The organism is Agrobacterium sp. 33MFTa1.1, assembly GCF_004328495.1.
GTDB classification, from domain to species: Bacteria; Pseudomonadota; Alphaproteobacteria; order Rhizobiales; family Rhizobiaceae; genus Agrobacterium; species Agrobacterium pusense.
The window spans coordinates 412,027-435,961 of record NZ_CP036358.1 but is presented as its reverse complement, the minus strand read 5'-3'; the positions used below and the strand labels follow the sequence as shown (position 1 = coordinate 435,961).

Annotated in this window: 30 protein-coding genes; 13 read left to right on the top strand and 17 right to left on the bottom strand. The window is 59.7% G+C overall.

The window, feature by feature from the left end; all coding sequences use genetic code 11:
• Positions 1–98 precede the first annotated feature (98 nt).
• On the bottom strand, positions 99–290 hold the full coding sequence (locus EYD00_RS02145) for a CsbD family protein (RefSeq protein ID WP_004440389.1): 192 nt from the start codon (positions 288–290) through the stop codon (positions 99–101).
• Positions 291–393: 103 nt separating this feature from the next.
• Entirely contained in the window at positions 394–999 is a 606-nt protein-coding gene (locus tag EYD00_RS02140; RefSeq protein ID WP_004440387.1) for a YqgE/AlgH family protein, read from the bottom strand.
• A 161-nt stretch (positions 1,000–1,160) separates the two neighbouring features.
• Between EYD00_RS02140 and EYD00_RS02135 the strand changes: the two genes are divergently transcribed.
• Complete coding sequence (locus tag EYD00_RS02135; RefSeq protein WP_004440386.1) at positions 1,161–2,009, top strand: protein-disulfide reductase DsbD domain-containing protein; 849 nt, start codon at positions 1,161–1,163, stop codon at positions 2,007–2,009.
• Between the two features lie 199 nt (positions 2,010–2,208).
• Positions 2,209–2,694 carry a peroxiredoxin gene (locus tag EYD00_RS02130; RefSeq protein WP_004440384.1) on the top strand — a complete coding sequence of 162 codons (486 nt, stop codon included), beginning with the start codon at positions 2,209–2,211 and terminating at the stop codon, positions 2,692–2,694.
• 140 nt (positions 2,695–2,834) lie between these two features.
• Here EYD00_RS02130 and EYD00_RS02125 read toward each other — a convergent pair whose 3' ends face one another.
• From EYD00_RS02125 to coxB, 12 genes are all read right to left on the bottom strand, one after another.
• A complete protein-coding gene (locus EYD00_RS02125) occupies positions 2,835–3,143 on the bottom strand; it encodes a Dabb family protein (RefSeq protein ID WP_034495938.1) in 309 nt (102 codons plus the stop codon).
• Between the two features lie 135 nt (positions 3,144–3,278).
• On the bottom strand, positions 3,279–3,719 hold the full coding sequence (rnhA, locus tag EYD00_RS02120; RefSeq protein ID WP_004440380.1) for a ribonuclease HI: 441 nt from the start codon (positions 3,717–3,719) through the stop codon (positions 3,279–3,281).
• Entirely contained in the window at positions 3,716–4,684 is a 969-nt protein-coding gene (locus tag EYD00_RS02115) for a homoserine kinase (RefSeq protein ID WP_004440378.1), read from the bottom strand. Before EYD00_RS02115 ends, rnhA begins: the two co-directional genes overlap by 4 nt.
• An 81-nt stretch (positions 4,685–4,765) precedes the next feature.
• Positions 4,766–5,812: a 4-hydroxy-3-methylbut-2-enyl diphosphate reductase gene (gene ispH / locus EYD00_RS02110; protein WP_004440375.1), complete on the bottom strand. Its 1,047-nt coding sequence runs from the start codon at positions 5,810–5,812 to the stop codon at positions 4,766–4,768.
• 62 nt (positions 5,813–5,874) lie between these two features.
• Positions 5,875–6,651, bottom strand: coding sequence for an SURF1 family protein (locus tag EYD00_RS02105; RefSeq protein WP_373887381.1), 777 nt, complete (start codon positions 6,649–6,651; stop codon positions 5,875–5,877).
• Positions 6,620–7,006 (bottom strand): DUF983 domain-containing protein, encoded by a 387-nt coding sequence (locus tag EYD00_RS02100; RefSeq protein ID WP_004440372.1) that lies wholly within the window; start codon positions 7,004–7,006, stop codon positions 6,620–6,622. The genes EYD00_RS02105 and EYD00_RS02100 overlap by 32 nt, the downstream gene beginning before the upstream one ends.
• Before the next feature lie 272 nt (positions 7,007–7,278).
• Positions 7,279–8,154, bottom strand: a complete 876-nt coding sequence (locus tag EYD00_RS02095; protein WP_004440371.1) for a cytochrome c oxidase subunit 3 — start codon at positions 8,152–8,154, stop codon at positions 7,279–7,281.
• Positions 8,155–8,213: 59 nt separating this feature from the next.
• Positions 8,214–8,831: a cytochrome c oxidase assembly protein gene (locus EYD00_RS02090; protein WP_004440369.1), complete on the bottom strand. Its 618-nt coding sequence runs from the start codon at positions 8,829–8,831 to the stop codon at positions 8,214–8,216.
• A gap of 29 nt (positions 8,832–8,860) precedes the next feature.
• Positions 8,861–8,992, bottom strand: a complete 132-nt coding sequence (locus EYD00_RS26125) for a cytochrome c oxidase system small membrane protein (protein WP_003521105.1) — start codon at positions 8,990–8,992, stop codon at positions 8,861–8,863.
• Positions 8,992–9,945 (bottom strand): heme o synthase, encoded by a 954-nt coding sequence (locus tag EYD00_RS02080; RefSeq protein ID WP_004440366.1) that lies wholly within the window; start codon positions 9,943–9,945, stop codon positions 8,992–8,994. Before EYD00_RS02080 ends, EYD00_RS26125 begins: the two co-directional genes overlap by 1 nt.
• Before the next feature lie 388 nt (positions 9,946–10,333).
• Positions 10,334–12,049, bottom strand: coding sequence for a cytochrome c oxidase subunit I (gene ctaD, locus EYD00_RS02075; protein ID WP_004440364.1), 1,716 nt, complete (start codon positions 12,047–12,049; stop codon positions 10,334–10,336).
• Between the two features lie 16 nt (positions 12,050–12,065).
• Positions 12,066–12,929, bottom strand: coding sequence for a cytochrome c oxidase subunit II (gene coxB, locus EYD00_RS02070; RefSeq protein ID WP_034496285.1), 864 nt, complete (start codon positions 12,927–12,929; stop codon positions 12,066–12,068).
• Positions 12,930–13,360: 431 nt separating this feature from the next.
• Here coxB and EYD00_RS02065 point away from each other — a divergent pair, with 431 nt between their 5' ends.
• The 5 genes from EYD00_RS02065 to EYD00_RS02045 all read left to right on the top strand — a co-directional run bounded on the left by EYD00_RS02065 (position 13,361) and on the right by EYD00_RS02045 (position 17,355).
• Entirely contained in the window at positions 13,361–13,885 is a 525-nt protein-coding gene (locus EYD00_RS02065; protein WP_004440361.1) for an invasion associated locus B family protein, read from the top strand.
• A gap of 80 nt (positions 13,886–13,965) precedes the next feature.
• Entirely contained in the window at positions 13,966–15,381 is a 1,416-nt protein-coding gene (tldD, locus tag EYD00_RS02060) for a metalloprotease TldD (RefSeq protein ID WP_004440360.1), read from the top strand.
• A 351-nt stretch (positions 15,382–15,732) separates the two neighbouring features.
• Positions 15,733–16,170 (top strand): bleomycin resistance protein, encoded by a 438-nt coding sequence (locus tag EYD00_RS02055; RefSeq protein ID WP_006699875.1) that lies wholly within the window; start codon positions 15,733–15,735, stop codon positions 16,168–16,170.
• 3 nt (positions 16,171–16,173) lie between these two features.
• On the top strand, positions 16,174–16,839 hold the full coding sequence (locus tag EYD00_RS02050; protein WP_004440358.1) for an HAD family hydrolase: 666 nt from the start codon (positions 16,174–16,176) through the stop codon (positions 16,837–16,839).
• A gap of 138 nt (positions 16,840–16,977) precedes the next feature.
• Complete coding sequence (locus EYD00_RS02045) at positions 16,978–17,355, top strand: hypothetical protein (RefSeq protein ID WP_004440357.1); 378 nt, start codon at positions 16,978–16,980, stop codon at positions 17,353–17,355.
• A gap of 50 nt (positions 17,356–17,405) precedes the next feature.
• Here EYD00_RS02045 and EYD00_RS02040 read toward each other — a convergent pair whose 3' ends face one another.
• Together EYD00_RS02040 and pdxH are read right to left on the bottom strand one after the other, a co-directional pair.
• Positions 17,406–17,711 carry a pyrophosphohydrolase domain-containing protein gene (locus EYD00_RS02040; protein ID WP_004440356.1) on the bottom strand — a complete coding sequence of 102 codons (306 nt, stop codon included), beginning with the start codon at positions 17,709–17,711 and terminating at the stop codon, positions 17,406–17,408.
• A 169-nt stretch (positions 17,712–17,880) separates the two neighbouring features.
• Positions 17,881–18,501 (bottom strand): pyridoxamine 5'-phosphate oxidase, encoded by a 621-nt coding sequence (gene pdxH / locus EYD00_RS02035; protein ID WP_004440355.1) that lies wholly within the window; start codon positions 18,499–18,501, stop codon positions 17,881–17,883.
• A gap of 56 nt (positions 18,502–18,557) precedes the next feature.
• Between pdxH and EYD00_RS02030 the strand changes: the two genes are divergently transcribed.
• The 4 genes from EYD00_RS02030 to EYD00_RS02015 all read left to right on the top strand — a co-directional run bounded on the left by EYD00_RS02030 (position 18,558) and on the right by EYD00_RS02015 (position 21,914).
• Entirely contained in the window at positions 18,558–19,007 is a 450-nt protein-coding gene (locus EYD00_RS02030; protein WP_004440354.1) for an RT0821/Lpp0805 family surface protein, read from the top strand.
• A 212-nt stretch (positions 19,008–19,219) separates the two neighbouring features.
• On the top strand, positions 19,220–20,335 hold the full coding sequence (locus EYD00_RS02025) for a DnaJ C-terminal domain-containing protein (RefSeq protein ID WP_004440352.1): 1,116 nt from the start codon (positions 19,220–19,222) through the stop codon (positions 20,333–20,335).
• Positions 20,336–20,466: 131 nt separating this feature from the next.
• Positions 20,467–21,285, top strand: coding sequence for an enoyl-ACP reductase FabI (gene fabI, locus EYD00_RS02020; RefSeq protein ID WP_004440350.1), 819 nt, complete (start codon positions 20,467–20,469; stop codon positions 21,283–21,285).
• Positions 21,286–21,320: 35 nt separating this feature from the next.
• Positions 21,321–21,914: a histidine phosphatase family protein gene (locus tag EYD00_RS02015; protein ID WP_006699881.1), complete on the top strand. Its 594-nt coding sequence runs from the start codon at positions 21,321–21,323 to the stop codon at positions 21,912–21,914.
• A 217-nt stretch (positions 21,915–22,131) separates the two neighbouring features.
• On the opposite strand, the gene EYD00_RS02010 is transcribed toward EYD00_RS02015, so the two are convergent.
• Complete coding sequence (locus EYD00_RS02010) at positions 22,132–22,392, bottom strand: DUF1344 domain-containing protein (protein ID WP_006699882.1); 261 nt, start codon at positions 22,390–22,392, stop codon at positions 22,132–22,134.
• 13 nt (positions 22,393–22,405) lie between these two features.
• Here EYD00_RS02010 and EYD00_RS25815 point away from each other — a divergent pair, with 13 nt between their 5' ends.
• Together EYD00_RS25815 and aroC are read left to right on the top strand one after the other, a co-directional pair.
• Positions 22,406–22,729, top strand: a complete 324-nt coding sequence (locus tag EYD00_RS25815; protein WP_210215365.1) for a hypothetical protein — start codon at positions 22,406–22,408, stop codon at positions 22,727–22,729.
• Between the two features lie 98 nt (positions 22,730–22,827).
• Entirely contained in the window at positions 22,828–23,925 is a 1,098-nt protein-coding gene (gene aroC, locus EYD00_RS02005; protein ID WP_004440343.1) for a chorismate synthase, read from the top strand.
• Positions 23,926–23,935: the final 10 nt, after the last annotated feature.

Genomic DNA, 23,935 nt, shown 5'->3' with positions numbered 1-23,935 from the left:
AGAGCGTTCCGGCGCTCAGACGACAAGAGCGCATGTGCTCTTGAACACATGCGCTCCGCGCGCCCCATCATCAGAGAGGCGCAATCAATCCGGCGATATTACATGCGGTCGACGGCGCCCTTTACGGCATCCTTCGCCTTGCCGACGGAGGACTGTACCTTGCCCTTGGTTTCCTGGGCGGCACCCTTGGCGCGCAACTCATTATTGCCGGTCGCTTCACCGACGTTCTTCTTCACCTTACCAGCAACTTCATTGGCTTTACCGGCGACCTTGTCAGATGTGCTACCCATATTACTGCTCCCTAGTTGAACCGTACTGTCTGTGCGGCTTTCCGGGTAAGTAACGCCAAAGGGAGAAGAATGGTTCCAGCCAAAACGAGCGGGAAGATGAGGCTCAGGCATGCCCCGCATCTGTGGAGAGCATGCGTGCATCAACGCCCATCAGGGCGAGCGCCCGCTCGTATTTATTGTCCAGCCCGCGGTCGAAAATCAGCTCCTCCGCAGCCGGGCAGTTCAGCCAGCCATTATTGGCGATCTCGTTTTCCAGTTGGCCTGGCCCCCAGCCGGCATAACCGAGCATCATGGTGGCCCTTTGCGGGCCGCGGCCGTTGGAAATGGCGCGGACGATATCCAGCGTTGCGGTCAGCGAAATGTCATCGCTGACGGGAATGCTGGATTCGCTTAAATAGTCATCCGAATGCAGAACGAAACCTCGGCCGGATTCCACCGGGCCGCCGCACTGGATCGGGAACTCACGGGTGCGGTTGGGCAGCATGATGGCGTCGTTGCTGTCCACCAGTTTCAGGTGGAGCAGTATGTCCGTGAAGGTAATCTGCTGCGGCCGGTTGATGATGAAACCCATGGCCCCGGCGTCCGAGTGGGCGCAGATATAGATCACCGCACGGGCAAAATTGCCGTCGTCCAGCCCCGGCATCGCAATGAGGAACTGGCCGTCGAGAAAGCCACGTTCGCGCTTGTCCATCAGGGTTGAAAAGCTCACAGGCGCCTCCAGCAGGCCGAATTCCGTCGTTTAACGGAAAACGGCGTTCGCACTTCGACAAAGGACAGGATGCGGCATACCGCCCGATCAATCAACCGAAAATGATGAACCCCACGAATTCGTAACTGGTCCGCCGGTCGATGTTGGGTTAGACGGGAAGCATGAGCGTCAGGTTATTCTTTCGATTTTCACATCTTCACCTCGCGGCTGCTTTCGCCGCCCTCCTCGGCGGCATGCAAGCCGCCCGGGCCGACATTACCGACTGGGCCAGAAGCGAGGGCGGCCAGATGCGCGTCGCGAGCCTTGCCGTGGATGCAAACGGCGTGGTGCGCGGCGTATTGCAGATCGAGCCGAAGGACGGCTGGATAACCTATTGGCGCGAACCCGGAGAAGCAGGCATACCGCCGCAGATCACGCCTGATCCGACCAGCGGTGCGATGCTGACCGCCATGGCCTATCCGGTTCCGAAGTTGATCGAAAACGGCGATATAACCGATATCGGTTATGACCACGCCGTCAGCCTTCCCTTTCAGCTGAAGGTTACCGATCCGGCAGCTGGCGGGAAGATCGACCTCACCGCATTCATCGGCGTCTGCCAGAATATCTGTATCCCCTTCGAGGCGAAGTTCTCCATCGACCGGGGCACGGCTGGTGATGATGACAGCGAGGAGCGCCGCCTTCTCGAAGAGGCGCGCGAAACACTGCCCGAAGCGGCATCCGACGATTTCAAGGTGATCGATTTCCACATCACGCCCGACAAGACCATGCTCGGCGTGCAGCTGCAGCTTCCGGAAAACGCGCCGAAGGAGACCGAAATCTTCATCGCCGGCCCATCGGGTTTTGCCTATTACGAGCCGCAGAACCTCGTACGCGACAAGCGCAAGCTCTCCTTCTACATGAACATCAAGGGTCTGCCGAAAACCTATCAGGTGCAGGGCAACAGCTGGCCCATTCTGGTCAAATCGGGCGACCGGGCCATGGAGACGATGCTGAATTTCCCGAAGCCCTGAACGGTGGCTCCGCGGTGGAATCCACCGTGAAAACCGCATGGCGGATTTCATTTCCGTGCTCCTGATACCGTTGGATTCGTTGCGAACCTGCCAGTATCCGGACAGCTTGTTTTCGTTTGTCTTCCAGGGAAAACCGGGTTCCACTTTTCCCTGGCAAACTCTATAGTCGCGCGAACCGAACGGCCATAGGAGCACGGACATGACCATCAAGATCGGCGATAAACTGCCTTCCGCAACCTTCAAGGAAAAGACGGCCGATGGCCCGGTGGAAACCACCACGGAAGCGCTTTTCGGCGGGAAGAAGGTTGTTCTCTTTGCCGTTCCCGGCGCTTTCACCCCCACCTGCTCGCTGAACCACCTGCCGGGTTACCTGGAAAACCGCGACACTATTCTGGCCAAAGGCGTTGACGATATCGCAGTCGTTGCCGTCAACGACTGGCATGTAATGGGCGCATGGGCGCAATCTTCGGGCGGTCAGGGCAAAATCCACTTCCTCGCCGACTGGGATGCGTCCTTCACCAAGGCGCTCGGCCTTGATGCCGACCTCTCCGCCGGCGGCCTCGGCGTGCGTTCCAAGCGTTATTCGATGCTGGTGGAAGACGGCGTCGTGAAGTCACTCAACGTGGAAGAGAACCCCGGTCAGGCGACGGTCTCTGCGGCTGCGGCGATGATCGAGCAGCTTTAAGGCCAAATGTTTGGCCACAGGCCGAGCCATAAATCCTCGGGCTTGTCCCGAGGATCCAATCATTTCACCAAAAACGAAATGCTGCAGATGTTTGGGGCCGGCCCGAGCATGAGGCAAGAGAGCGGCGGGGCGCCGCCTTCTCAAACATTCATATCAAACACCAGAAGCCCGGCAAGACCGCCATCGGTGAGTGACACGAGGCGCTCCCCCACCTCCATATGCTTGGGGTGGGCAAGATATTCGTCCCGGGCTTCCGGGCTTTCAAGCCTCACGATGAAGCCATCGACAAAACCGCCATTCAGCCCTTCGGGTGAAACGTTCTGTCCGTATTTCACATCGACGATGCCGGGTATCACGTCTTTCAGGGCGGCGATCGCCTCGAAAATTGCATGTTTTTCAGAAGCGGCCGTCGCGGCCTTGAAGCGTAGAAAGACACAATGCAGGATCATCCGGATTTTTCTCCTCCGTTGGGCACCACCGGAGCACCCCTTGACGACAAGATAGGTCGGGTTTCGGTTTTCACAACCCCGGATGGGGGCGTACCGGCTCGGATTTTGTCCGGCGCAAAATAGAGCAGTCTTGCATTACCGCCGTTTGAAAGGCTCCATGCCTTTTCGCGCCAATTCATCGGCGCGCTCGTTTTCCGGATGGCCGGCATGGCCCTTCACCCAGTGCAAGGTAACCTTGTGGCGCTCGCGCGCCACTTCCAGTGCCTGCCACAGCTCGACATTCTTGACCGGCTTGTTATCGGCTGTCTTCCAGCCCTTCTTTTTCCAGCCGAAAATCCACTTGGTGATGCCGTCCTTCACATAGGCGCTGTCGGTGTAAAGATCGACTTCGCAGGGGGCCTTGAGCGCATTGAGTGCGGAAATCGCCGCCATCAGTTCCATGCGATTGTTGGTGGTCTCGGCCTCGCCGCCGCAGAGTTCCTTCTCCACCTCGCCGTAACGCAGCACCGCACCCCAGCCTCCCGGACCCGGATTGCCGGAGCAGGCGCCATCGGTGAAAATATCGACATGCTTCATTCGCCGGCCAGCCCGTATTCGGCGACAGTGGCGATGGAACGGTGGAACCGCAGCTTGCGCAGATATTCCAGCGGGTCTTTTTTCACCACCAGCGCGCCCTCCGGCGTTGTCAGCCAGTCGTAAAGCCGCGTCAGGAAGAAGCGCAGAGCCGAACCGCGCGCCAGAAGCGGCAGCGCTTCCAGCTCCGCTTCACTGAGCGGCCGCACCGACTGGTAACCTTCCAGCAACGCCTTGCCCTTGGTGACATTGTAAGCGCCATCCTTTTCAAAGCACCAGGCATTGAGGCAGATCGACACATCATAAGCGAGCAGATCGTTACAGGCGAAATAAAAGTCGATCAGACCGGAGAGTTCGTCGCCGAGGAAGAACACATTGTCCTGGAACAGATCCGCATGGATGACACCGGCCGGCAGGTCCTTCGGCCAATGGGCCGCGAGATAATCGATCTCGGGGCGAATCTCGTCCTTCAGCCCCTTCTCCACCTCGTCCGCGCGGTCTTCGGATTTCTCCCACAGCACCTTCCAGCCCTCAACGGAGAGCGCGTTCGGCCGCTTGATCTCGAAGCCTTCGCCCGCCAGATGCATGGCGGCCAGCGCCTTGCCGACTTCGCGGCAATGTTTCGCCTCCGGCTTTCTCAGCCACATTCCTTCAAGGAAGGAGATAAGCGCGGCGGGGCGGCCCGACAGCTCTCCCAGCAACTCGCCATCCTTGCGCGGTAGTGGTAAGGGGCAGGACAGGCCTTTGGCGGCCAGATGCTGCATGAGGCCGAGGAAGAAAGGCAGATCGGATTTTTCCACACGCTTTTCATAAAGCGTCAGGATCAACGGGTCCTTGGTGGTATGCAGCAGGAAATTGGAGTTTTCGACGCCTTCGGCAATTCCCTTGTATGAAGTGAGGCTGCCGACGTCGTACTGCGTGAGGAAATTCCTCAGATCATCTTCGGTGATATCAGTATAAACTGCCAATTTTAAATCTCTTGATGAAGGATGGAGTGGAAATCCGGCAGAGCGGCGCGGGGCGAATACCACCCTTCCCGCTAAACCACGTCAAGCGCCGGCTGCAGCCTTGGGCGGCAGCGCGTTGCTGGCATTGCCGTTGACGAAAGCCATATCATCCGTCGTCAGCTCGATGCTGCGCAACTCGCGATTGACGAGGAAATGTTCCGTTTCCTCAACCGTCACGGCGAGATCGAGCGTGGTGTCGAAACGGGCCTTGAAGGCTTCGATGATTTCATCGACGATGACTTCAGGAGCGGATGCACCGGCCGAGAGACCGACGGTGCGGATATCGCCGATTTCATTCCAGTCGATTTCGGAGGCCCGCTGCACCAGGACAGAGCGCTTCGCACCCGCACGCAGGGCCACTTCCACCAGCCGCTTGGAATTGGAGGAATTGGGGGCGCCGACGACGATGAACAGGTCGCAGCCGGGCGCTGCCTGTTTCACCGCATCCTGACGGTTGGTGGTCGCGTAACAGATGCTGTCGGCGGCGGGCGCCTGAATGGCCGGGAAGCGTTCCTGCAGCCTGGCGATCACGCCTGCCGTGTCATCGACCGACAGGGTCGTCTGGGTGACAAAGCCGAGATTTTCGCGGTCCAGCGGCTCATAACGGTCGGCATCCTCCACCGTTTCGATGAGCGAGACGGTGCCTTCGGGAAGCTGGCCCATGGTGCCGATGACCTCTGGATGACCGGCATGGCCGATCAGCACCACATGGCGGCCGAGGCGCTGGTGGCGCATGGCCTGCTTGTGGACCTTGGAGACCAACGGGCAAGTGGCATCGAGATAAAACAGGTTGCGCGCCTGCGCATCCTCAGGCACCGATTTAGGAACGCCATGCGCCGAAAAAACCACCGGCTGCTCGCGATGTTCAGCCGGAATTTCATGCAATTCCTCGACGAAGACCGCACCCTTGGCCTCCAGCCCTTCCACCACATAGCGGTTATGCACGATTTCGTGGCGAACATAAACGGGCGCGCCATAGGCCTTCAGCGCCAGCACGACGATCTGGATCGCCCGGTCCACGCCCGCGCAAAAGCCACGCGGTCCGCACAGCCTTATCGTCAAAGGGGGTTTGGAAACGGCGATGTTCATTCCAGCTCCTTAGGCGTGCTCCGTGCCCTGCCGATGGCCAGCCCTGCCGGGCGGCAGGCGCACTATTCATCGCGCGCCTTGTGGTTCCGGAAATAGGCAAAACCGGCGACGATGACAAGGGCTGCAGCCAGACCATACCACGTTATCGCATATTGCAGGTGATTATTGGGCAAATCTATCAGCGTCACCCCGCCCTGCGGCCAGCCGCCGGGATTGGGGGCGGCATCGGCATCCACGAAAAGCTTGACCAGCCGGTCCGGCGGAATATCCGCACTGGAGGCCATGGCCGCCAGATCCTTCCAGTAGAATATGTTCTTGGCGATATCGTTGTCCGGCAGCAGCGAGGAAGGCTTGGCGACAAGCGGCGCACGCGCCAGCCCCGTAATCTTCACCTCGCCCGTCACCTGCCCCTCGGATCGCTTGGCCGGATCCTTCATCTCAAAGGGCACAAAACCGCGATTGACGAAGAGGACGCGGCCATCGGCAAGCGTCAGCGGTGTATAGATGTAATAGCCGGTTCTGCCCTGGTGGGTGGCGAAGAAATGCCGCTCGCGGGCGTGATCGAAGGTACCGGACAGACTGACCTTGCGATACTCGATATCGCCGCCGCTTTTGGCAATCGCCTCTATTTCGGCAACCGTGGCGGGGGCAGCGTTTCGCCGTTCTTCTATATCGGCGAGAAGCGCCTCTTTCCAATAAAGCCGCTTTACCTGCCAGGTGCCGAGCCCGAGAAGAATGGCAAGCGCCAGCAGAACCAGCGGCGCAGCGAACCAGACCCGCCTTTCCGCCGCCTTCATGTGGGACACGTCATTCACGGTCAAGCCTGCCTTCGCTTGCATTGTTGCGGTATTGCAGCGCGATCATGATGCCCTTCAGCTTGCGCAGCAGCACGAGGGAGACAATCACCGTGAATGGCAACCACAAGATGACATGCACCCAGACGGGCGGCGCAAAATGCTGATCGAACCAGAGCGCCAGCCCGACAACCAGAAAACCGACGATCAGCATGACGAAAACCGCCGGGCCATCACCCGCATCGGCAAAACCGTAATCCAGTCCGCATGCGCTGCAGGCGGGTTTTACCGTCAGAAAACCATCGAAAAGGCGCCCGTTGCCGCAGCGAGGGCAGCAGCCCTTCAAGCCCACCTTGATCGGGTCGACCGGGGCGAACTTGCTGCCTGATGGCTCTGACATGGTGAAACCTCCCGCAAAGTCGGCCAAAGTCCGAGGGTGACGTCGATCTCTTGGAAACCTGCCTCAAAACCCGGGCACTTGTTTCTTGCTCGATCGCGTCGCGTCTTCTTCTCCCCGCCGGGGAGAAGGTGGCCCGAAGGGTCGGATGAGGGGGCTAGCTCTCCGGATATCTCTACCGGAGCCCTCCCATCCCGCTGCCGCGGACTTCTCCCCGGCGGGGAGAAGAAACGATTGCACCCGCTCGCTCCACCGGATGCCTTACCTTGGCCCTATCAGCCGTGAATTGGCGCGCCCCAGCCACCCCAGATATAGATGGCGAAGAACAGGAACAGCCAGACAACGTCAACGAAGTGCCAGTACCAGGCAGCGGCTTCGAAACCGAAATGCTGCGTGGGCGTGAACCCGCCGGCAATGGCGCGGAACAGGCAGACCAGCAGGAACACCGTGCCCACGAAGACGTGGAAACCGTGGAAACCGGTGGCCATGAAGAAGGTCGCGCCGTAGATCGAATTCTTGAAGTCGAACGGGGCGTGCATGTATTCGTAAACCTGCACGGTGGAGAACAGCACGCCAAGCGCAACGGTAAGCACCAGACCCGATATCAGGCCCTTGCGGTCATTGTGCAGCAGAGCGTGATGCGCCCAGGTGACACAGGTGCCCGACAGCAGCAGGATGACGGTGTTGTAGAGCGGCAGATGCCATGGATCGATGACTTCGATGCCCTTGGGCGGCCATTGTCCGCCGGTATATTCGAGACGCGACGCCTGAATAGCTTCATGGGGGAAGAGGCTGGCATCGAAATATGCCCAGAACCATGCGACGAAGAACATCACCTCTGAGGCGATGAACATGATCATGCCGTAACGCAGATGCAGCGAAACGACGCGGGTGTGATTGCCCTCGCGGCCTTCCTTGATCGTATCCGCCCACCACGCATACATGGTGTAGAGCACGATGACGAGACCGATATAGAACAGCCAGGGATTGGCGAGCTCCGCGCCGAACAGCTTGAAGGAGCCGCCCGACAGGTAACGCATGTAACAAACGCCACCGAAAGTCAGGATGAAAGCGCCGATCGAGGCCAGAAGCGGCCAGGGGCTTGGATCGATAATGTGGTAATCGTGGTTCTTCTGATGCGTATCTGCCATTGCGACAATCCCCTGGTGTCTCTTCCCTGATCCGGCCTCGGCAAAGGCCGGATCTCCTCTCACAATTTGCTTTCGCCAGATTCGGTTTTTACCGGCAAGGACGCAACCGGTTTTTCGGTTTTGGCCGGATAAAACGTATAGGACAGCGTTAAAGTATGAATGCTCTTGGTCTCGCGCGCCGTGGCGATGTCAGGATCGACGAAGAACACCACCGGCATTTCCAGCGTTTCGCCGGGCTGCAGCGTCGTTTCGGTGAAGCAGAAGCACTCCACCTTGTTGAAATAGGCGCCGGCTTCCATGGGCGTGACGTTGAAGACCGCCGTGCCTGTGGTCGCCACCGGTGAACGGTTCGTCGCCTTGAAGGTCACCTGCACCGTTTCGCCGATCTTCGGCGTGACCTTCCTGTCGACCGGCTGGAAATCCCAGTTGAGGCCGTTCGACGTATTGGCGTCAAAGGTGACATTGATGGTCTTGTCGAGGATCACATCGGAATATTGCTCGACGCGCTGGGTCGTGCCGTTGTAACCGGTGACACGGCAGAACAGCGTATAAAGCGGCACGGCAGCGTAGGCCATGCCGATCATGGCGCAGAAAAACACCAGACAGAGCACGAGGATGGAGCGATTGCTCACCCGTTGCCGCTCGGTCCCCGTTGTCTGCGCTTCCATATTCGCCATATCCTCCTCCTTCCCCCTCGATCAGCCCGTCAGTGCGAACCGATCTTGATGATGGTGATGATGTAGAATAGCACCACCAGACCGGCGAGCAGGACGCCGAGCGCAATATTGCGCCCGCGTCTCGATTTTTTCTGCGCCGCGCTCAGTTCCACCGTTTCCATCACAGGACTCCCGACATGACGGCCTTCAGGGCCGGCGCGAAATGATCGGCCAGAAGGCCGGAGAAAATCGCAAAAAGGTAAAGCACCGAATAAGCGAACATTTTCTTGGCCGGCAACATCTTTTCGTCACCCTCCGGCATGCGCCGGACATCGAGCGAACAGTATACGAAGATGGCGCTCAGCACTGCCGCGAAAATACCGTAACCGGCGCTTGCCAGACCAGTGAAATAAGGCGCGACGGCTGCGGCTGCGGTCAACACCGCATAACAGATCATCTGGTTCTTGGTGGAGCGCTCGCCAGCAACATTCGGCATCATCGGAATGCCAACGGCGCCATAATCACGCATCTTGAACAGGGCCAGCGCCCAGAAATGCGCAGGCGTCCACAGGAAGATGATGAGGAACAGGATGATGCTGTCCAGCGAAACGCCGCCGGTGACGCAGGCCCAGCCAAGCATGGGCGGGAAAGCGCCTGCCGCGCCGCCAATCACGATGTTCTGCGGCGTCGAGCGTTTCAGCCACATCGTATAGATGACAGCATAAAAGAAGATGGTGAAGGCCAGAAGACCGGCCGAGAACCAGTTGATCGCAAGGCCGAGAATGACTACCGAAAAGGCCGACAGCGTCAGGCCAAAGGCCAGCGCCTCGCGCGGGGTGATACGGCCGGACGGGATCGGTCGCCTGGCGGTGCGGCTCATGACGGCATCGATATCGGCATCGTACCACATGTTGAGCGCACCGGACGCGCCCGCGCCGACGGCGATGCAGAGAATAGCGATGATGCCGAGTATCGGGTTGATTTCACCCGGCGCCAGCACGAGGCCCGCAAAGGCCGTGAAGACCACGAGCGACATGACGCGCGGTTTCAGCAATTCGAAATAATCGCGCGCGCCGGCTTCCGAGAGTTCGGAGCTTTCCGCGCCCAGCATTTCGCGATTGTCGATAACGGTCATTTCCTGTCCTGCTTCCTTCGAATGCCGCCTGTCGCGACATTCCCTGCATCGGCCGGAAACACGAGTGAGAGTTCCGGAATGCGCGATGCGTCGATCCATGGGTCCCGAACGTCACAGCCTGACCGGCAGCCGGTTAAGCCGATGCCATCTGCCCGGCCTTACGCCGTGTCCTGCCGCCATTCGTCTGCGCTTGCCATTCATAAAGGCCAAAACTGGCATTTATCATATCCCGGCGCATGTATCACGCTGGAAGGCAAGCATCGCTTGGACAAAATGTCACGCGGCAGTAAAGGCAGCCCGTTCGGGAAAACGGCACGGGCCTGACCGTGCCGCCCTCTTTCTCAGCGCTCGGGACCCGCGAGCCTTACCGCGCGTCCCGATCCGTGCATCAGCGAATGCGCGGAAGCTGTTCCCACTGGTGGTACGGCGGCGGGGAAGACAGCTGCCATTCGAGCGTCGTCGCGCCTTCACCCCAGGGATTGTTGCCGGCGATCCGCTTCTTGGCGAAAGCTTCCCAGACACCGAAAAGGAAGATCAGCACGCCGACGGCCGAAATATAGGACCCGTAGGACGACACCAGGTTCCAGCCGGCATAGGCATCGGGATAATCGATGTAACGGCGCGGCATGCCGGCAAGGCCGAGGAAGTGCTGCGGGAAGAAGATCAGGTTCACACCGACGAACATGACCCAGAAATGCAGTTTTCCGATGAACTCGCTGTACATGTAGCCGGAAATCTTCGGGAACCAGTAATACCAGCCGGCGAAGATCGCAAAGACGGCGCCGAGCGACAGAACGTAGTGGAAATGGGCCACCACGTAATAGGTATCGTGCAGCGAGCGGTCGAGACCGGCATTGGCGAGCTGGACGCCCGTGACGCCACCGACCGTGAACAGGAAGATGAAGCCGATTGCCCAGACCATTGGTGTCGAGAAGGTCAGCGAGCCGCCCCACATCGTCGCGATCCACGAGAAAATCTTGATGCCTGTCGGCACCGCGATGACCATGGTTGCGAAGACGAAGTAGCGTTGTGCTTCCAGCGACAGGCCAACCGTATACATGTGGTGCGCCCAGACGATGAAGCCGACCGCGCCGATCGCAACCATGGCGTAAGCCATGCCGAGATAACCGAAGACGGGCTTCTTCGAGAAGGTGGACACGATGTGGCTGATGATGCCGAAGCCGGGCAGGATCAGGATGTACACTTCCGGGTGGCCGAAGAACCAGAACAGGTGCTGATAGAGGATCGGGTCACCGCCGCCTTCCGGCGAGAAAAATGCCGTGCCGAAATTGCGGTCCGTCAGAAGCATGGTGATGCCGCCCGCCAGAACCGGCAGCGAAAGCAGCAGCAGGAACGCAGTGACGAGCACCGACCAGGCGAAGAGCGGCATCTTGTGCAGCGTCATGCCCGGGGCGCGCATGTTGAGGATGGTGGTGATGAAGTTGATCGCACCGAGGATCGACGACGCGCCCGAAACGTGCAGCGCAAAGATCGCCAGATCCACCGCCGGTCCGGGCATGCCGTTTGTCGACAGAGGCGGATACATGGTCCACCCGCCGCCGACACCATAAGCACCCGCCGGCCCTTCGACGAAGAGTGACAGAATGAGCAGGATGAAGGCCGGAACGATCAGCCAGAAGGAGATGTTGTTCAGGCGCGGGAAAGCCATGTCCGGCGCACCGATCATGATCGGGATCATCCAGTTGGCGAAACCGCCGATCAGCGCCGGCATGACCATGAAGAAGATCATGATCAGGGCGTGTGCGGTGGTGAACACGTTGAACATGTGCTTGCCGCCGTCGATGGCAGCGTCGCCCTCAAAGCCGTAGACCATGGAGGCCAGACCGTGGAAAATCTGGATGCCCGGCTCCTGCAGTTCCATGCGCATGACGACGGAAAGCCCGCCGCCGACGATACCGGCCATGATCGCAAAGATCAGGTAGAGCGTGCCGATGTCCTTATGGTTGGTGGACAGGAACCAGCGGGCGAAGAAGCCCGGCGTATGGGAATGATGTGCATCATGCGAATGGTCGTCATGCGCGTGCCCATCATGTGCGGAATGACCATGCGAGTGATGATCGTCGTGTGCGGAAGGTCCAGCCATTGTCCTCACTCCAGAATCAGTTGGTTTCGTTGGCGGCAACGTCGACGGTGCGCGGAGCGCCATCGACAGAGGCCATCAGCGCCCGGTTCGCGCCGTTCAGGTCAGAACCGGCGGCGGCGAGCCAGGTGTTGTACTGCTGTTCGGAAACCACCCGAATGGCGATGGGCATGAAGGCGTGATCCTTGCCGCAAAGCTCGGAACACTGGCCGTAATAAAGGCCTTCTTTTTCCGCCTTGAACCAGGTTTCGTTCAGGCGGCCCGGAACAGCGTCGATCTTGACGCCGAAAGCCGGCATGGCGAAGGAATGGATCACATCCGTCGGCGCGGCGGTGACGAGCAGGCGAACGGTCTTGCCGACCGGGACAACCATTTCATTGTCTACTGCGAGAAGACGCGGATAGCGGGCCTTGTCCTCCTTGCCGGCGGCGGCGCGATCCTGATCCTTCAGCATGTAGCTGTCGAAGGAGACCGGCTCGGCGCCCTCGGCAGCCGTATATTCGTAGCTCCACAGCCACTGCGTGGCGGTCGCCTTCAGCGTCACGTCGGGGTTTTCCGGCTGCGTGAGCTGCGCGTTCAAAAGATTGAACGACGGGAAAGCAAGGAACAGGAGAATGAGAACCGGCGCCAGCGTCCAGACCACTTCGATTGCCGTGTTGTGGCTGGTCTTCGAAGGCACGGGATTGGCCGAGGCGCGGAATTTCAGAACGACGACGATGAGCAGCGCAAGAACGAAAAGCGTAACCGGAACAATGAACCAGAGCGTATATTGTTCGAACCAGCGTATTTCGTGCATGATCGGCGTGGCGGCCTCCTGCATGCCCATTTGCCAATGCACCGGCTGATCGGCGTGGGCGCCGACAGCCGTGAGCAGACAGGTCATCCCCGCCAGTGCTGCGTAAATCCTATTCCTCACGGTACCCTCTCCCTCACGCGCCTGATCCAGATCAATCACAGGCGCAGAATCCATGCTAATGGTAATAACTTCAAACCACAGTTTGCCCTCTGCCGCAATATGCGTCACGCCACGGATGCGCCCCAATTTTGCCATTGATCAATCCGCGCGCGACTTTCCTGCAGCCTGTGCGTCGGCTCGTCTGCCGAAGACGATTTCGCGACGAAAAAATGCGGCAAGCCCCGTCTTCCAGCCGGTTTGATCGCGGGATGACGACCGATGCCGCGATCAAATCCGGCTGCCATCAGGACCGACAGGTCCTATTTCCGCCCAACTCGGCTGGAATTGAAAGCCCGAGGCTTTTTTTTCCGGATTATGGCGTCAAAATAGCCGCACTGATTCGAATCCCAGAGGTATCCATGCGTCTTTCCCCGCTCGCGCGCACTTTTCTTGCCGCCGCCGGTCTTGCCATCATCGCCCCCGCCGCCGCGGCGCTGGCGCAACAGCCGCAGCCCGGAACGCCGAAGTCGACGCATGGTGCATGGTCTGTCATCTGTGACAAGCCGGCGGGCGCTTCGGAAGAACAATGCGCCCTGATGCAGAACGTGATTGCCGACGACCGCCCGGAAGTCGGTCTTTCAGTGGTGGTGCTGAAGACGGCCGACCGCAAGTCGCGCATCCTCCGCATCCTCGCACCGCTGGGCGTGCTTCTGAAGGACGGCATGGAACTCTATATCGACAGTAACAATATCGGCCGCGCCTATTTCACCCGCTGCTTCTCCGAAGGCTGCTATGTGGAAGTTGATATTGACGACGAGTTGCTGAAGGTTCTGCGCGCCGGCAAGAACGCTGTTTTTGCACTGCGTGAATCCGTCGATCAGGACCGCGTCGGCATTCCGATCGAACTGACGGGGTTTGCCGAAGGTTACGACGCGCTTCCTTGAAGCCTGCCGTACCGGACAGCCTTGCGTCCGCCCGCTCCAGTGCCTAAATCGGTCATGAACGATAATGACTGGAGCCTCCTATGACCGACGATCTTGTAAAACTCTTCGATTGCGACGAAACGCAATTGCGCAAGCTCGTCGGCGAGGCCCTCGCCGGCGCTGATGATGGCGAGCTTTTCATCGAACATGCGCAGGCCGAGTCGCTGACTTTCGATAATGGCCGGCTCAAGGGCGGTTCCTTCAATACAGACCAGGGTTTCGGCCTGCGGGCGGTCGCCGGCGAGACGGTGGGTTACGCCCATGCGGGCGAGCTTTCGCAAAGCGCGCTGAAACGTGCATCGGATGCGGTCAGCGCAGTGACGAGAGGTTATTCCGGCTCCTATGCCGCCGCACCGCAGCGCACCAACAAGAAGCTCTATGGCGACGAGAACCCCATCGGCAGCCCGAGCTTCGAAGAGAAGGTGAAGCTTCTCACCGATATCGATGCCTATCTGCGTGACAAGAACACCAATGTCCGGCAGGTGACGGCGACGATTTCCGCAAGCTGGCAGGTGGTTGACATTCTGCGCGCCGATGGGCACCGCGTCAGTGACGTCAGGCCGATGACCCGCATCAACATCTCCGTCGTGGCGGGTGAAGGCGATCGGCAGGAAAGCGGCTCCTATGGCATTGGCGGCCGGGTCGGTTTCGGCGATTTCATCACAGAAGAAAACTGGCAGCGCGGCGCCGATGAGGCTTTGCGTCAGGCGCTCGTCAACCTCACCGCCATCGATGCGCCGGCCGGCACCATGGATGTGGTGCTGGGCTCCGGCTGGCCGGGTGTGATGCTGCATGAGGCCGTGGGTCACGGTCTGGAAGGCGATTTCAACCGCAAGAAGACGTCCGCATTCGCCGGCCTGATGGGCGAAATGGTCGCCGCGCCCGGCGTGACCGTGGTGGACGACGGCACTATCGACAGCCGCCGCGGCTCGCTGACCGTGGACGATGAAGGCACCCCTTCCGGTTACAACGTGCTGATCGAGAACGGCAGGCTGGTGGGCTACATGCAGGACCGCCAGAACGCCCGGCTGATGGGTGCGACGCCCACCGGCAACGGTCGCCGTCAGGGTTATGCCTATGTTCCGATGCCGCGCATGACCAATACATACATGCTGTCGGGCGACAAGACGCCGGAAGAGATCATCGCCTCCGTCAAGAAGGGCATCTATGCCGTCTCCTTCGGCGGCGGCCAGGTCGATATCACCTCGGGTAAATTCGTGTTCGGCTGCACCGAGGCCTATCTCATCGAAAACGGCAAGATCGGCGCGCCGGTGAAGGGCGCCATGCTGATCGGCAACGGGCCGGATGCGATGAAGCGCGTCTCGATGATCGGCAATGATTCGAAACTCGATACCGGCATCGGCAATTGCGGCAAGGCCGGGCAATGGGTGCCTGTTGGCGTCGGCCAGCCGCATCTGCGCATGGACCAGATCACCGTGGGCGGCACGAAGGCGTAAATCTCCCGACCCTGCCTGTAACGACTGTTAATGCGTATCTGTAGCGCATAAAGTGATGTAACGGTGCATCACCCGTCATTCCGGCCTTGAGCCGGAATCCAGCCGACGCGCGTCGGCGCGGCGGGAAGACTCTTTTCAGCCCAAGGACTTGGGCTGGCTGGATTCCGGCTCAAGGCCGGAATGACGGAAGAAAGAGTTGCAGCCACACTGAGCCTGTCGGCGCCTCGTCAGCCCATGACCCCACACATGGCTGCCATGATGCGGTTTTCTCTGGTGTGCAGCCGCGAAGACGGTAAGATCACCCTTACCGCAGGCCTTACGCCCACACTGGGCTGCGTAGCAAAGGAGACCATGACCATCATACGAAATGCCCTCGTTCCTGAACTTGCCGTCAGCGACTGGCAGAAAAGCCGCGCATTTTATTGCGACCTGATCGGTTTTCATGTGGTCTATGAGCGCCCCGAAGAGGGCTTTACCTATCTGGCGCTGGGGGATGCCCAGCTGATGATCGACCAGATTGGCGCGACGCGGACATTCGTGACTGATAATGCCGTGCTCGAATTTCCGTTTGGCCGCGGCATGAACCTGCAGCTTGCCGTCCCCTCGCTGCAACCCATTCTTTCCCGGCTGGAGCGATCCTCCATCGACCTCGTCATGCCGCTGGAAGAAAAATGGTACAGGCGCGGCACGGTCGAAGTGGGCAACCGGCAGTTCATCGTCGCCGATCCGGATGGTTACCTGATCCGTCCGTTCGAGAGCCTTGGCGAACGCCCTTTCCGGTTCGGTTGAGCCATGCTGCCTTTTCTCCCGCGGGCCGTGGTTTTCGACATGGACGGATTGCTGATCGAGAGCGAGCGGCTCTATCGCGATTCATTTCTGGCGGCTTCGGAAGAAGGCGGCCACGGCATGAGGGTGGAGACCTATCAGAAGGTCTGCGGCAGCCCGTGGGACGTCATCACCGGCACCATTTTTGCTGATTATGGCGCGGATTTTCCCATCGACAGTTTTCGAGACGCCTGGCTCCGGCATCTTGGCGTGATGATGGCCGATGGCGTGGCGTTGAAGCCGGGCGTCACCGAGATCCTCGACCTTCTCGACAGCCTCGATATCCGCCGCGCCATCGCCACCTCGTCGCGGCACGATTCGGTGACGCGCCACCTTGGGCCCCACGACCTGCTCAATCGCTTCGACACAATTGTCGCGCGCGGCGACTATACGGAGCCGAAACCGGCGCCCATGCCCTATCTGACAGCCGCGCGACGACTGTCCCTCGATCCCGGGCGCTGTCTTGCCCTGGAGGATTCCTACTCGGGTGTACGCTCGGCGACATCGGCGGGCATGATGACGATCATGGTGCCTGACGTTGCGCCGCCGACCGAGGAAATGCGGGAGAAATGCGTGGCCGTCGCCAGCGACCTGCATATGGTGGCCGACCTTCTGCAAAAAGCGCAGGCCTGAGTAGAGTGAAAATCGGGCTGGGGCGCGAAACGGCGTCATACGTGCTTCGCGATTTGGCGTCATGATGAAACACATGTCGGGCTGGGGCGCCGCTACTGGGCAAATGCCTCTGCCGGCGTATCCATAACCGGGGTAATCATGATGCCTGTCGCCGTGTCACTCATAACGCTGATACTGCTGGTTCTGTCCCTGTTCCAGATTGCGCTCGCCGCCGGCGCCCCTTTCGGCCGCCTTGCCTGGGGCGGCGCGCACACGGTATTGCCGGGACGGCAAAGGATAGCCAGCGCAGCGACACCGCTCATTTATGCGCTTTTCGTTTCCTTCCCGCTGCAAAAGGCGGGTTGGGCCGACATCTGGCCGTCTGGCTGGGTTGAACCTGGAATCTGGATCATCGTCTGTTACATGGCGGTGAGCATCGGATTGAACGCAATGTCGAAAAGCCGCCCGGAGCAGCTGGTCATGGCACCTGTGGCTGTCGCTCTTGCGATCCTGTTCTTTGTCATCGCGTTCTCCTAGCGGATCGCGGAGGCACGACGCAGCAGGATCGAATGGTCCTCGGCGGAGCGTCAGGCCCCCGGCTTGAAGCGCCACTTGCGTTCTATCGCATTTTCGAGATCGAGACCGTTGCGATGCGCCAGCAGCAGTACGTGGCCGAGCAGATCGGCGGTTTCGTCAGCCAGATCACGCTTCATCTCCTCTCCGCTTCTGCCCCTGCTGCGCCCCCGCCCTGTCAGCCGGTTCCAGGCCTGCGTAACCTCGCCCACCTCCTCCTGAAGCTTCAGCATGAACCAGTCGGGATCACGGGCGATCCCGTTTTCATCGGCATATTTCTGCGAGGCAGCCTCGAACTGGCGCATCATGGACAGAAGCATTTGTTCATCCTTTGTTCGTGATGTCCAACTCTAATCACGATTCTCCGGCAGCGTCGATTCGAAAGCGCTTTACGGACGGCGGATGGAGCTTCTGCCGGGCCACCCTTGGCCCGGCGCTGTTGGATTGGCTGCTTAAACAGGCAGGCGCCAATGGCGCGGCCTGACGCCCTTAGGGGTACATGCGGACCTTGGACCAGGCACCGTCTGGCGTGTCGCGGCGGAATTCGATGCGGTCATGTAGGCGGAACTTGCGGTCATGCCAGAATTCGATGCTGACGGGGCGAATGCGGAAACCGGACCAATGGGACGGGCGCGGAATATCGCCGATCGCATATTTGGCAGTGTATTCAGCCACCGCCTTTTCCAGCGCGAAACGGTCTTCCAGCGGCCGTGACTGCTTGGATGCCCAAGCGCCGATGCGGCTGCCACGCGGGCGGGAGGAGTAATAGGCATCCGCCTCCTCGTCGCTCACGATCTCCACCTCGCCGCGCAGGCGCACCTGACGTCGCAGGCTCTTCCAGTGAAAACACATGGCCGCTTTTTTCTGGCCGAGGATCTCCCGGCCCTTCTGGCTTTCGAAATTCGTGTAGAACACGAAGCCGCGGTCATCGACGCCTTTCAGCAGCACCATGCGCACATTCGGCAGGCCATTTTCGTCCACTGTGGCAAGTGCCACCGCGTTCGGATCGTTGATCTCGGAAGCCGTCGCATCCTTCAGCCATTCGGCAAAAAGCGTGAAAGGTTCATTTTCTTCCGTGAAGTCACTGGATGTTAACCCCGTTTCCGACATATTGACTAAAATGCTCCCGAGCTGATTTGGACCCCAGAGATGATCTCTGGTGAAAGATGGTGACCGTCATAGCAAAGTCGAACAGTCGAACAAAGAGCCTCCTTTCGTCGGTAGCGGAAGTTTCCGCCGTCGTGTCGATGCTTGCGGTGCTGAGCGGATGCGTCAGCCTCGATCTGTTCGGCGGCGACAAGGTTGACCGCTCGCTTTCCACTGCCTCCGTGCCCAACCAGCAGAATGGCAGCGCCCAGACCGACGATGTGACCATTCGCAATGCGGTGACATCGGCCGATCTCGCCAAACTTGCCGACCAGCCGCTGCCCTGGGCGAATGCCGCCACCGGCAGCGCCGGCGTCGTGACCGCCATTCACGAAGACAAATCAAGCGGTTTCGTCTGCCGCGATTTCAAGACAACGCGCCACTCCTTCGAAGGGGTGGCAGCTTATTCCGGACAGGCCTGCCTGTCGGAAACCGGCGAATGGTTGATGACCCGCTTCGAGCAGAAATAATCTGTTTACCCTTCCATGGGGAATAGGCGCGGCCCCGGTGCGTCGAACCTGCTCCGTAAAGGAGTGATTAGCAACTTATTGCAACAGTCGACGTTGATTAAACCGAGGGCGTGCAGGCGAATGATCGCGGGCACCCCTTTTCGGAGGGGTTAGCTTCAGGATTGCGCCATGACGGGCGGCAGGCGCCTGAGCCAACGTAACTGGTGTTTCGCATGCGCGATCCATATTCGATCCTCGGCGTAAAACGTGACGCCCGCCACGAGGAAATCAAGGCCGCCTGGCGCACGAAGGCGAAAACCGTTCATCCGGACGCCAATCGCGACGATCCCGATGCCTCGGCGCGATTCGCCGAGATCGGACAGGCCTACGACCTTCTGAAAGACCCGAAAAAGCGCGATCTCTACGATCAGGCCCGCAAGGCTGCAGAAAAAAAGCAGCGCGATCAGACCATCATGCAGCAGCGGGAGGCCGCGCGCGAGGCGGCTGAACGCGCCAGGGCGGCCGAAAAGCTGATGGAAGAACTGGCCCGGGCGGACGCCCGCAACCGGACGCAGACCGGCCAGAAAACCGACGCCAGGACGGAAAGTGCCGAAGACATCGTCGAGCGGATTTTCGGCGCGGAGGCACAGAACGATCCCAAGGTACAGCAGGCGGCGGAAGCGGCAAAGGCTGCCGCAAGCGCCGTAAGAGGCGATGCGCCTGCCGCCGGCGAGACCGCCCAGTCCGGCGCTGGCGATGACAGGGCCGCGCCCGTCTCGCTTGCCGCCAATCTCTTCAGCGCTCTCGTACGCCGGTTCCGCACGCCGCAACCAGCTCCCGAAAAGGCGCCCGATATCACGGCGGAGGCTATCGTCACGGTCGCCGATCTGCTGGAGCAAAAGTGGATTACCGTATCGCTTGCCGATGAACGAGAGGTTCGCTTCCAGCTGGAAGCCGGCATGACCGACGGACATGTGGTGCGGCTGAAGGGACAGGGGCTGAAGCTTCCGAACATGGCCCGCGGCGATCTCGCCGTGACATTGCTGACCGCACGCGAGGATGCGTTTTCCCTTCGTGGCTTCGATATCCACACAACGTTGCCGATCTCGCTCAGCGATGCGGTTCTGGGCTGCGAAGCAAAGGTCAAGACGCCGCTTGGCGAGGAAAGCATCACCATTCCAGCCTGGTCAGGCTCGGACCGCGCGCTCAGGATTGCCGGCAAGGGCCTTGCCGACGGCAATGGCGGCTCCGGCGATCTCGTCATCGAACTGCGCATCGTCCTGCACGAGAAGCCCGATGAGAAGGTGACCGACCTGATGCGCCACATGCGCGAAGGCCTTTATTTGTGAAAGTTTTGCGAATAGCCGGGACAACGCACCCTTTGTTACGTTCCCTAACAGTTGATGATCCTTGGCAATCTTGAACAGGATTGCAGCCTATGCCATAGGCAGGACCGATCAAAAGTACTAGGGAGCATAAAATGGCTCAGGCATCCGGCCTCATGGCTGGCAAACGCGGCCTCATCATGGGTGTCGCCAATAATCGTTCCATCGCTTGGGGCATCGCCAAGGCCTGCGCCGACGCGGGTGCGGAAGTGGCTCTCACCTGGCAGGGCGATGCGCTGAAGAAGCGTGTCGAGCCGCTGGCCCAGGAACTCGGCGCCTTCATGGCCGGTCACTGCGATGTGACCGATCTCGAGACGATCGATGCGGTTTTTGCCAGCCTGGAAAAGCACTGGGGCAAGATCGACTTCGTCGTGCACGCCATTGCCTTTTCCGACAAGGATGAGCTGACCGGCCGTTACCTCGACACCAGCCGCGACAATTTCAACCGCACCATGGACATTTCCGTCTTCTCGCTGGCCGCCGTTGCCAAGCGGGCGGAGCCCGTCATGAATGACGGTGGTTCGATCGTGACGCTCACCTATTACGGCGCCGAAAAGGTGATGCCGAACTACAACGTCATGGGCGTGGCCAAGGCCGCGCTTGAGGCAAGCGTGCGTTACCTCGCCGTCGACCTCGGCAATCGCGGCATCCGCGTCAATGCCGTTTCCGCCGGCCCTATCAAGACGCTCGCTGCTTCCGGCATCGGCGACTTCCGTTACATTCTCAAGTGGAACGAATATAATGCGCCGCTGAAGCGCACCGTTTCGATCGAGGAAGTCGGCAAGTCGGCGCTTTACCTGCTCTCCGACCTTTCGACTGGCGTGACCGGCGAAATCCACCATGTCGATTCCGGTTACCACACCATCGGCATGAAGGCGGTGGATGCGCCTGACATTTCGGTGGTGAAGGACTGACGACAACCGGGAATGCTTGAAACTGGGGTATCGCCTTGCTCGTCTATGTGATCCGGCACGGACAAACGGACTGGAATGCGATACGCCGGCTTCAGGGCCAGAAAGACATTCCGCTCAATGATTTCGGCCGCCAGCAGGCGGTCGGCAATGGTCTGCTTCTCGCCCGCCTCCTGGGGGATCAGGCCGCGGATTTCGATTATGTAGCAAGCCCGCTCGGGCGCACGCGCGAGACAATGGAACTGATGCGCGGCGCGATGGGGCTCGATCCCAAGGCCTATCGCACCGACGACCGCCTCATCGAAGTTTCCTTCGGTGACTGGGAAGGGCAGACGTTGCCCGAGCTCAAGAAGGAATTTCCGGACCGGGTGAAGGCGCGCAAGGCCAACAAGTGGGATTTCATTCCCCCCGGCCAGGATGCCGAAAGCTATGAAATCCTCTCCTGGCGCATCGGCGCATGGCTCTCCTCCGTGGAGCGGCCGACAGTCTGCGTCTGCCATGGCGGCGTCATCCGCTCGATTTTCAGACTTGTTTCAGGCATGGACAAGGATGAGGCGTCGCGGACGCAAATCCCGCAGGACCAGATTTTGAAGGTCGAGATCGACAGGAACAGCGTCGAGTGGATTTCCTAGGGGCTGGCAGCTTTCCTATGATTGGCAGGACATCGCAGCTTGTTTCTTCTCTCACCCGGGGAGAGGTGGCCCGAAGGGTTGGATGAGGGGGCAACGTTGCCGGATTTCGGAGAGCTTGCCCCCTCATTCCGCTGCCGCGGACTTCTCCCCTCGGGGAGAAGAAACAGGTGGCACCCGCTCGTTTCACAAAGGAGGTTTTGACTTGGTAGGCGGCTGCTTACTCCACAACCTGCAGATCGTCGACCACACGTTTCCCATCCACTTCCGTGTAGAAGACAACGACCTTCACGCCCGCTTTCAGACCTTCGAAATTGAATTCTTCCGGCACACGATAGGTCTTGCCGTCGTTCAGCGTGATACTGAGACCGTTCGCGTCGATCTTGCTGATCGTGCCTTCCACGTCGACGCTCTGGGCGAAGCCGTTGATCGGCATCAGGAGGTTGGCGGTGGCCAGAAGGGCGGCAATCATCATACGCATCGATCTAGCTTTCGTGGATTTGCGTGAAAACCTTACATGCATGAAGAATTGCCTTTCGAATGTGGCGGAAATTGCCCGCAACCATGACATTTTCGGCCCAATTGATGAACGGATTTCAAATCCTGTTCAAGCCGTTAGTGATTTTTACACCGCATTTTCCGGCAATATTGGAAAACTCGGGTTTAGGGTGGAAAACCCCGGCTCTTTTACAATTTCGTCATCTCAAAAAACCGTCGATACGGTCGAATCACTTTCCGTCGCCCATGGCGGGACTGTCGTTTTTCGTCCTTTCGCAAGTCGTGAACGGTACGTCACCTTCTTATCGCGTTTGCGATGAAAGAAAGGCTTTTGCCTTGTCCGGATTTTCCACTAAGACAAATCCGCTTGTTTTAAACGGCGCTGTCCACAGGCGCCCCGTTTTCCGGTTTGAGAATTATGTCGCATAACAGTTTCGGTCATCTTTTCCGCGTTACCACCTGGGGAGAAAGCCACGGGCCGGCACTTGGCTGCGTGGTGGATGGTTGCCCGCCCGGCATCCGGTTTACCCTTGCGGAGGTGCAGCACTGGATGGACAAGCGCAAGCCGGGCCAGAGCCGCTTCGTCACCCAGCGGCGCGAGGACGATATCGTCAAGGTCCTTTCCGGCGTCATGCTGGATGAGGACGGCGAGACGATGACGACAACAGGCACGCCGATTTCCATGCTGATCGAAAATACCGACCAGCGCTCCAAGGATTATGGCGAGATCGCCAGGCGTTTCCGCCCCGGACATGCGGATTTCACCTATGACCTGAAATATGGCATTCGCGATTATCGCGGCGGTGGTCGCTCCTCCGCGCGCGAGACGGCGGCGCGTGTCGCTGCCGGCGCAATTGCGCGAAAGGTGGTACCCAGCCTCAACGTGCGCGGCGCGCTGGTGCAGATCGGCAAACACAGGATCAACCGCGACAACTGGGATTGGGATCAGGTCGATCAGAACCCGTTCTTCTGCCCTGATGCCGCCATGGTGCCCGTCTGGGAAGAATATCTCGACGGCATCCGCAAGGCCGGTTCGTCCATTGGCGCCGTTGTCGAAGTGATCGCCGAAGGCGTTCCGGCGGGTATCGGCGCACCGATCTACGCCAAGCTTGACCAGGATATAGCCTCCAGCCTGATGTCGATCAACGCCGTCAAGGGTGTGGAGATCGGTGAGGGTTTCGCCTCCGCCGAGCTTTCCGGCGAGGAGAATGCCGATGAAATGCGCATGGGCAATGACGGCAGGCCGATCTTCCTCTCCAATCATGCCGGCGGCATTCTGGGTGGCATTGCGACCGGCGAGCCCGTCATCGCGCGCTTTGCCATCAAGCCGACCTCGTCAATCCTGACCGAGCGCCAGTCGATCGACGCCGATGGCAACAATGTCGACGTGCGCACCAAGGGACGCCACGACCCCTGCGTCGGCATTCGTGCCGTGCCGATCGGCGAAGCGATGGTGGCCTGCACCGTCGCCGACCATTATCTGAGGGATCGCGGCCAGACCGGCCGGTTGAAGTGAGGTATTCCGC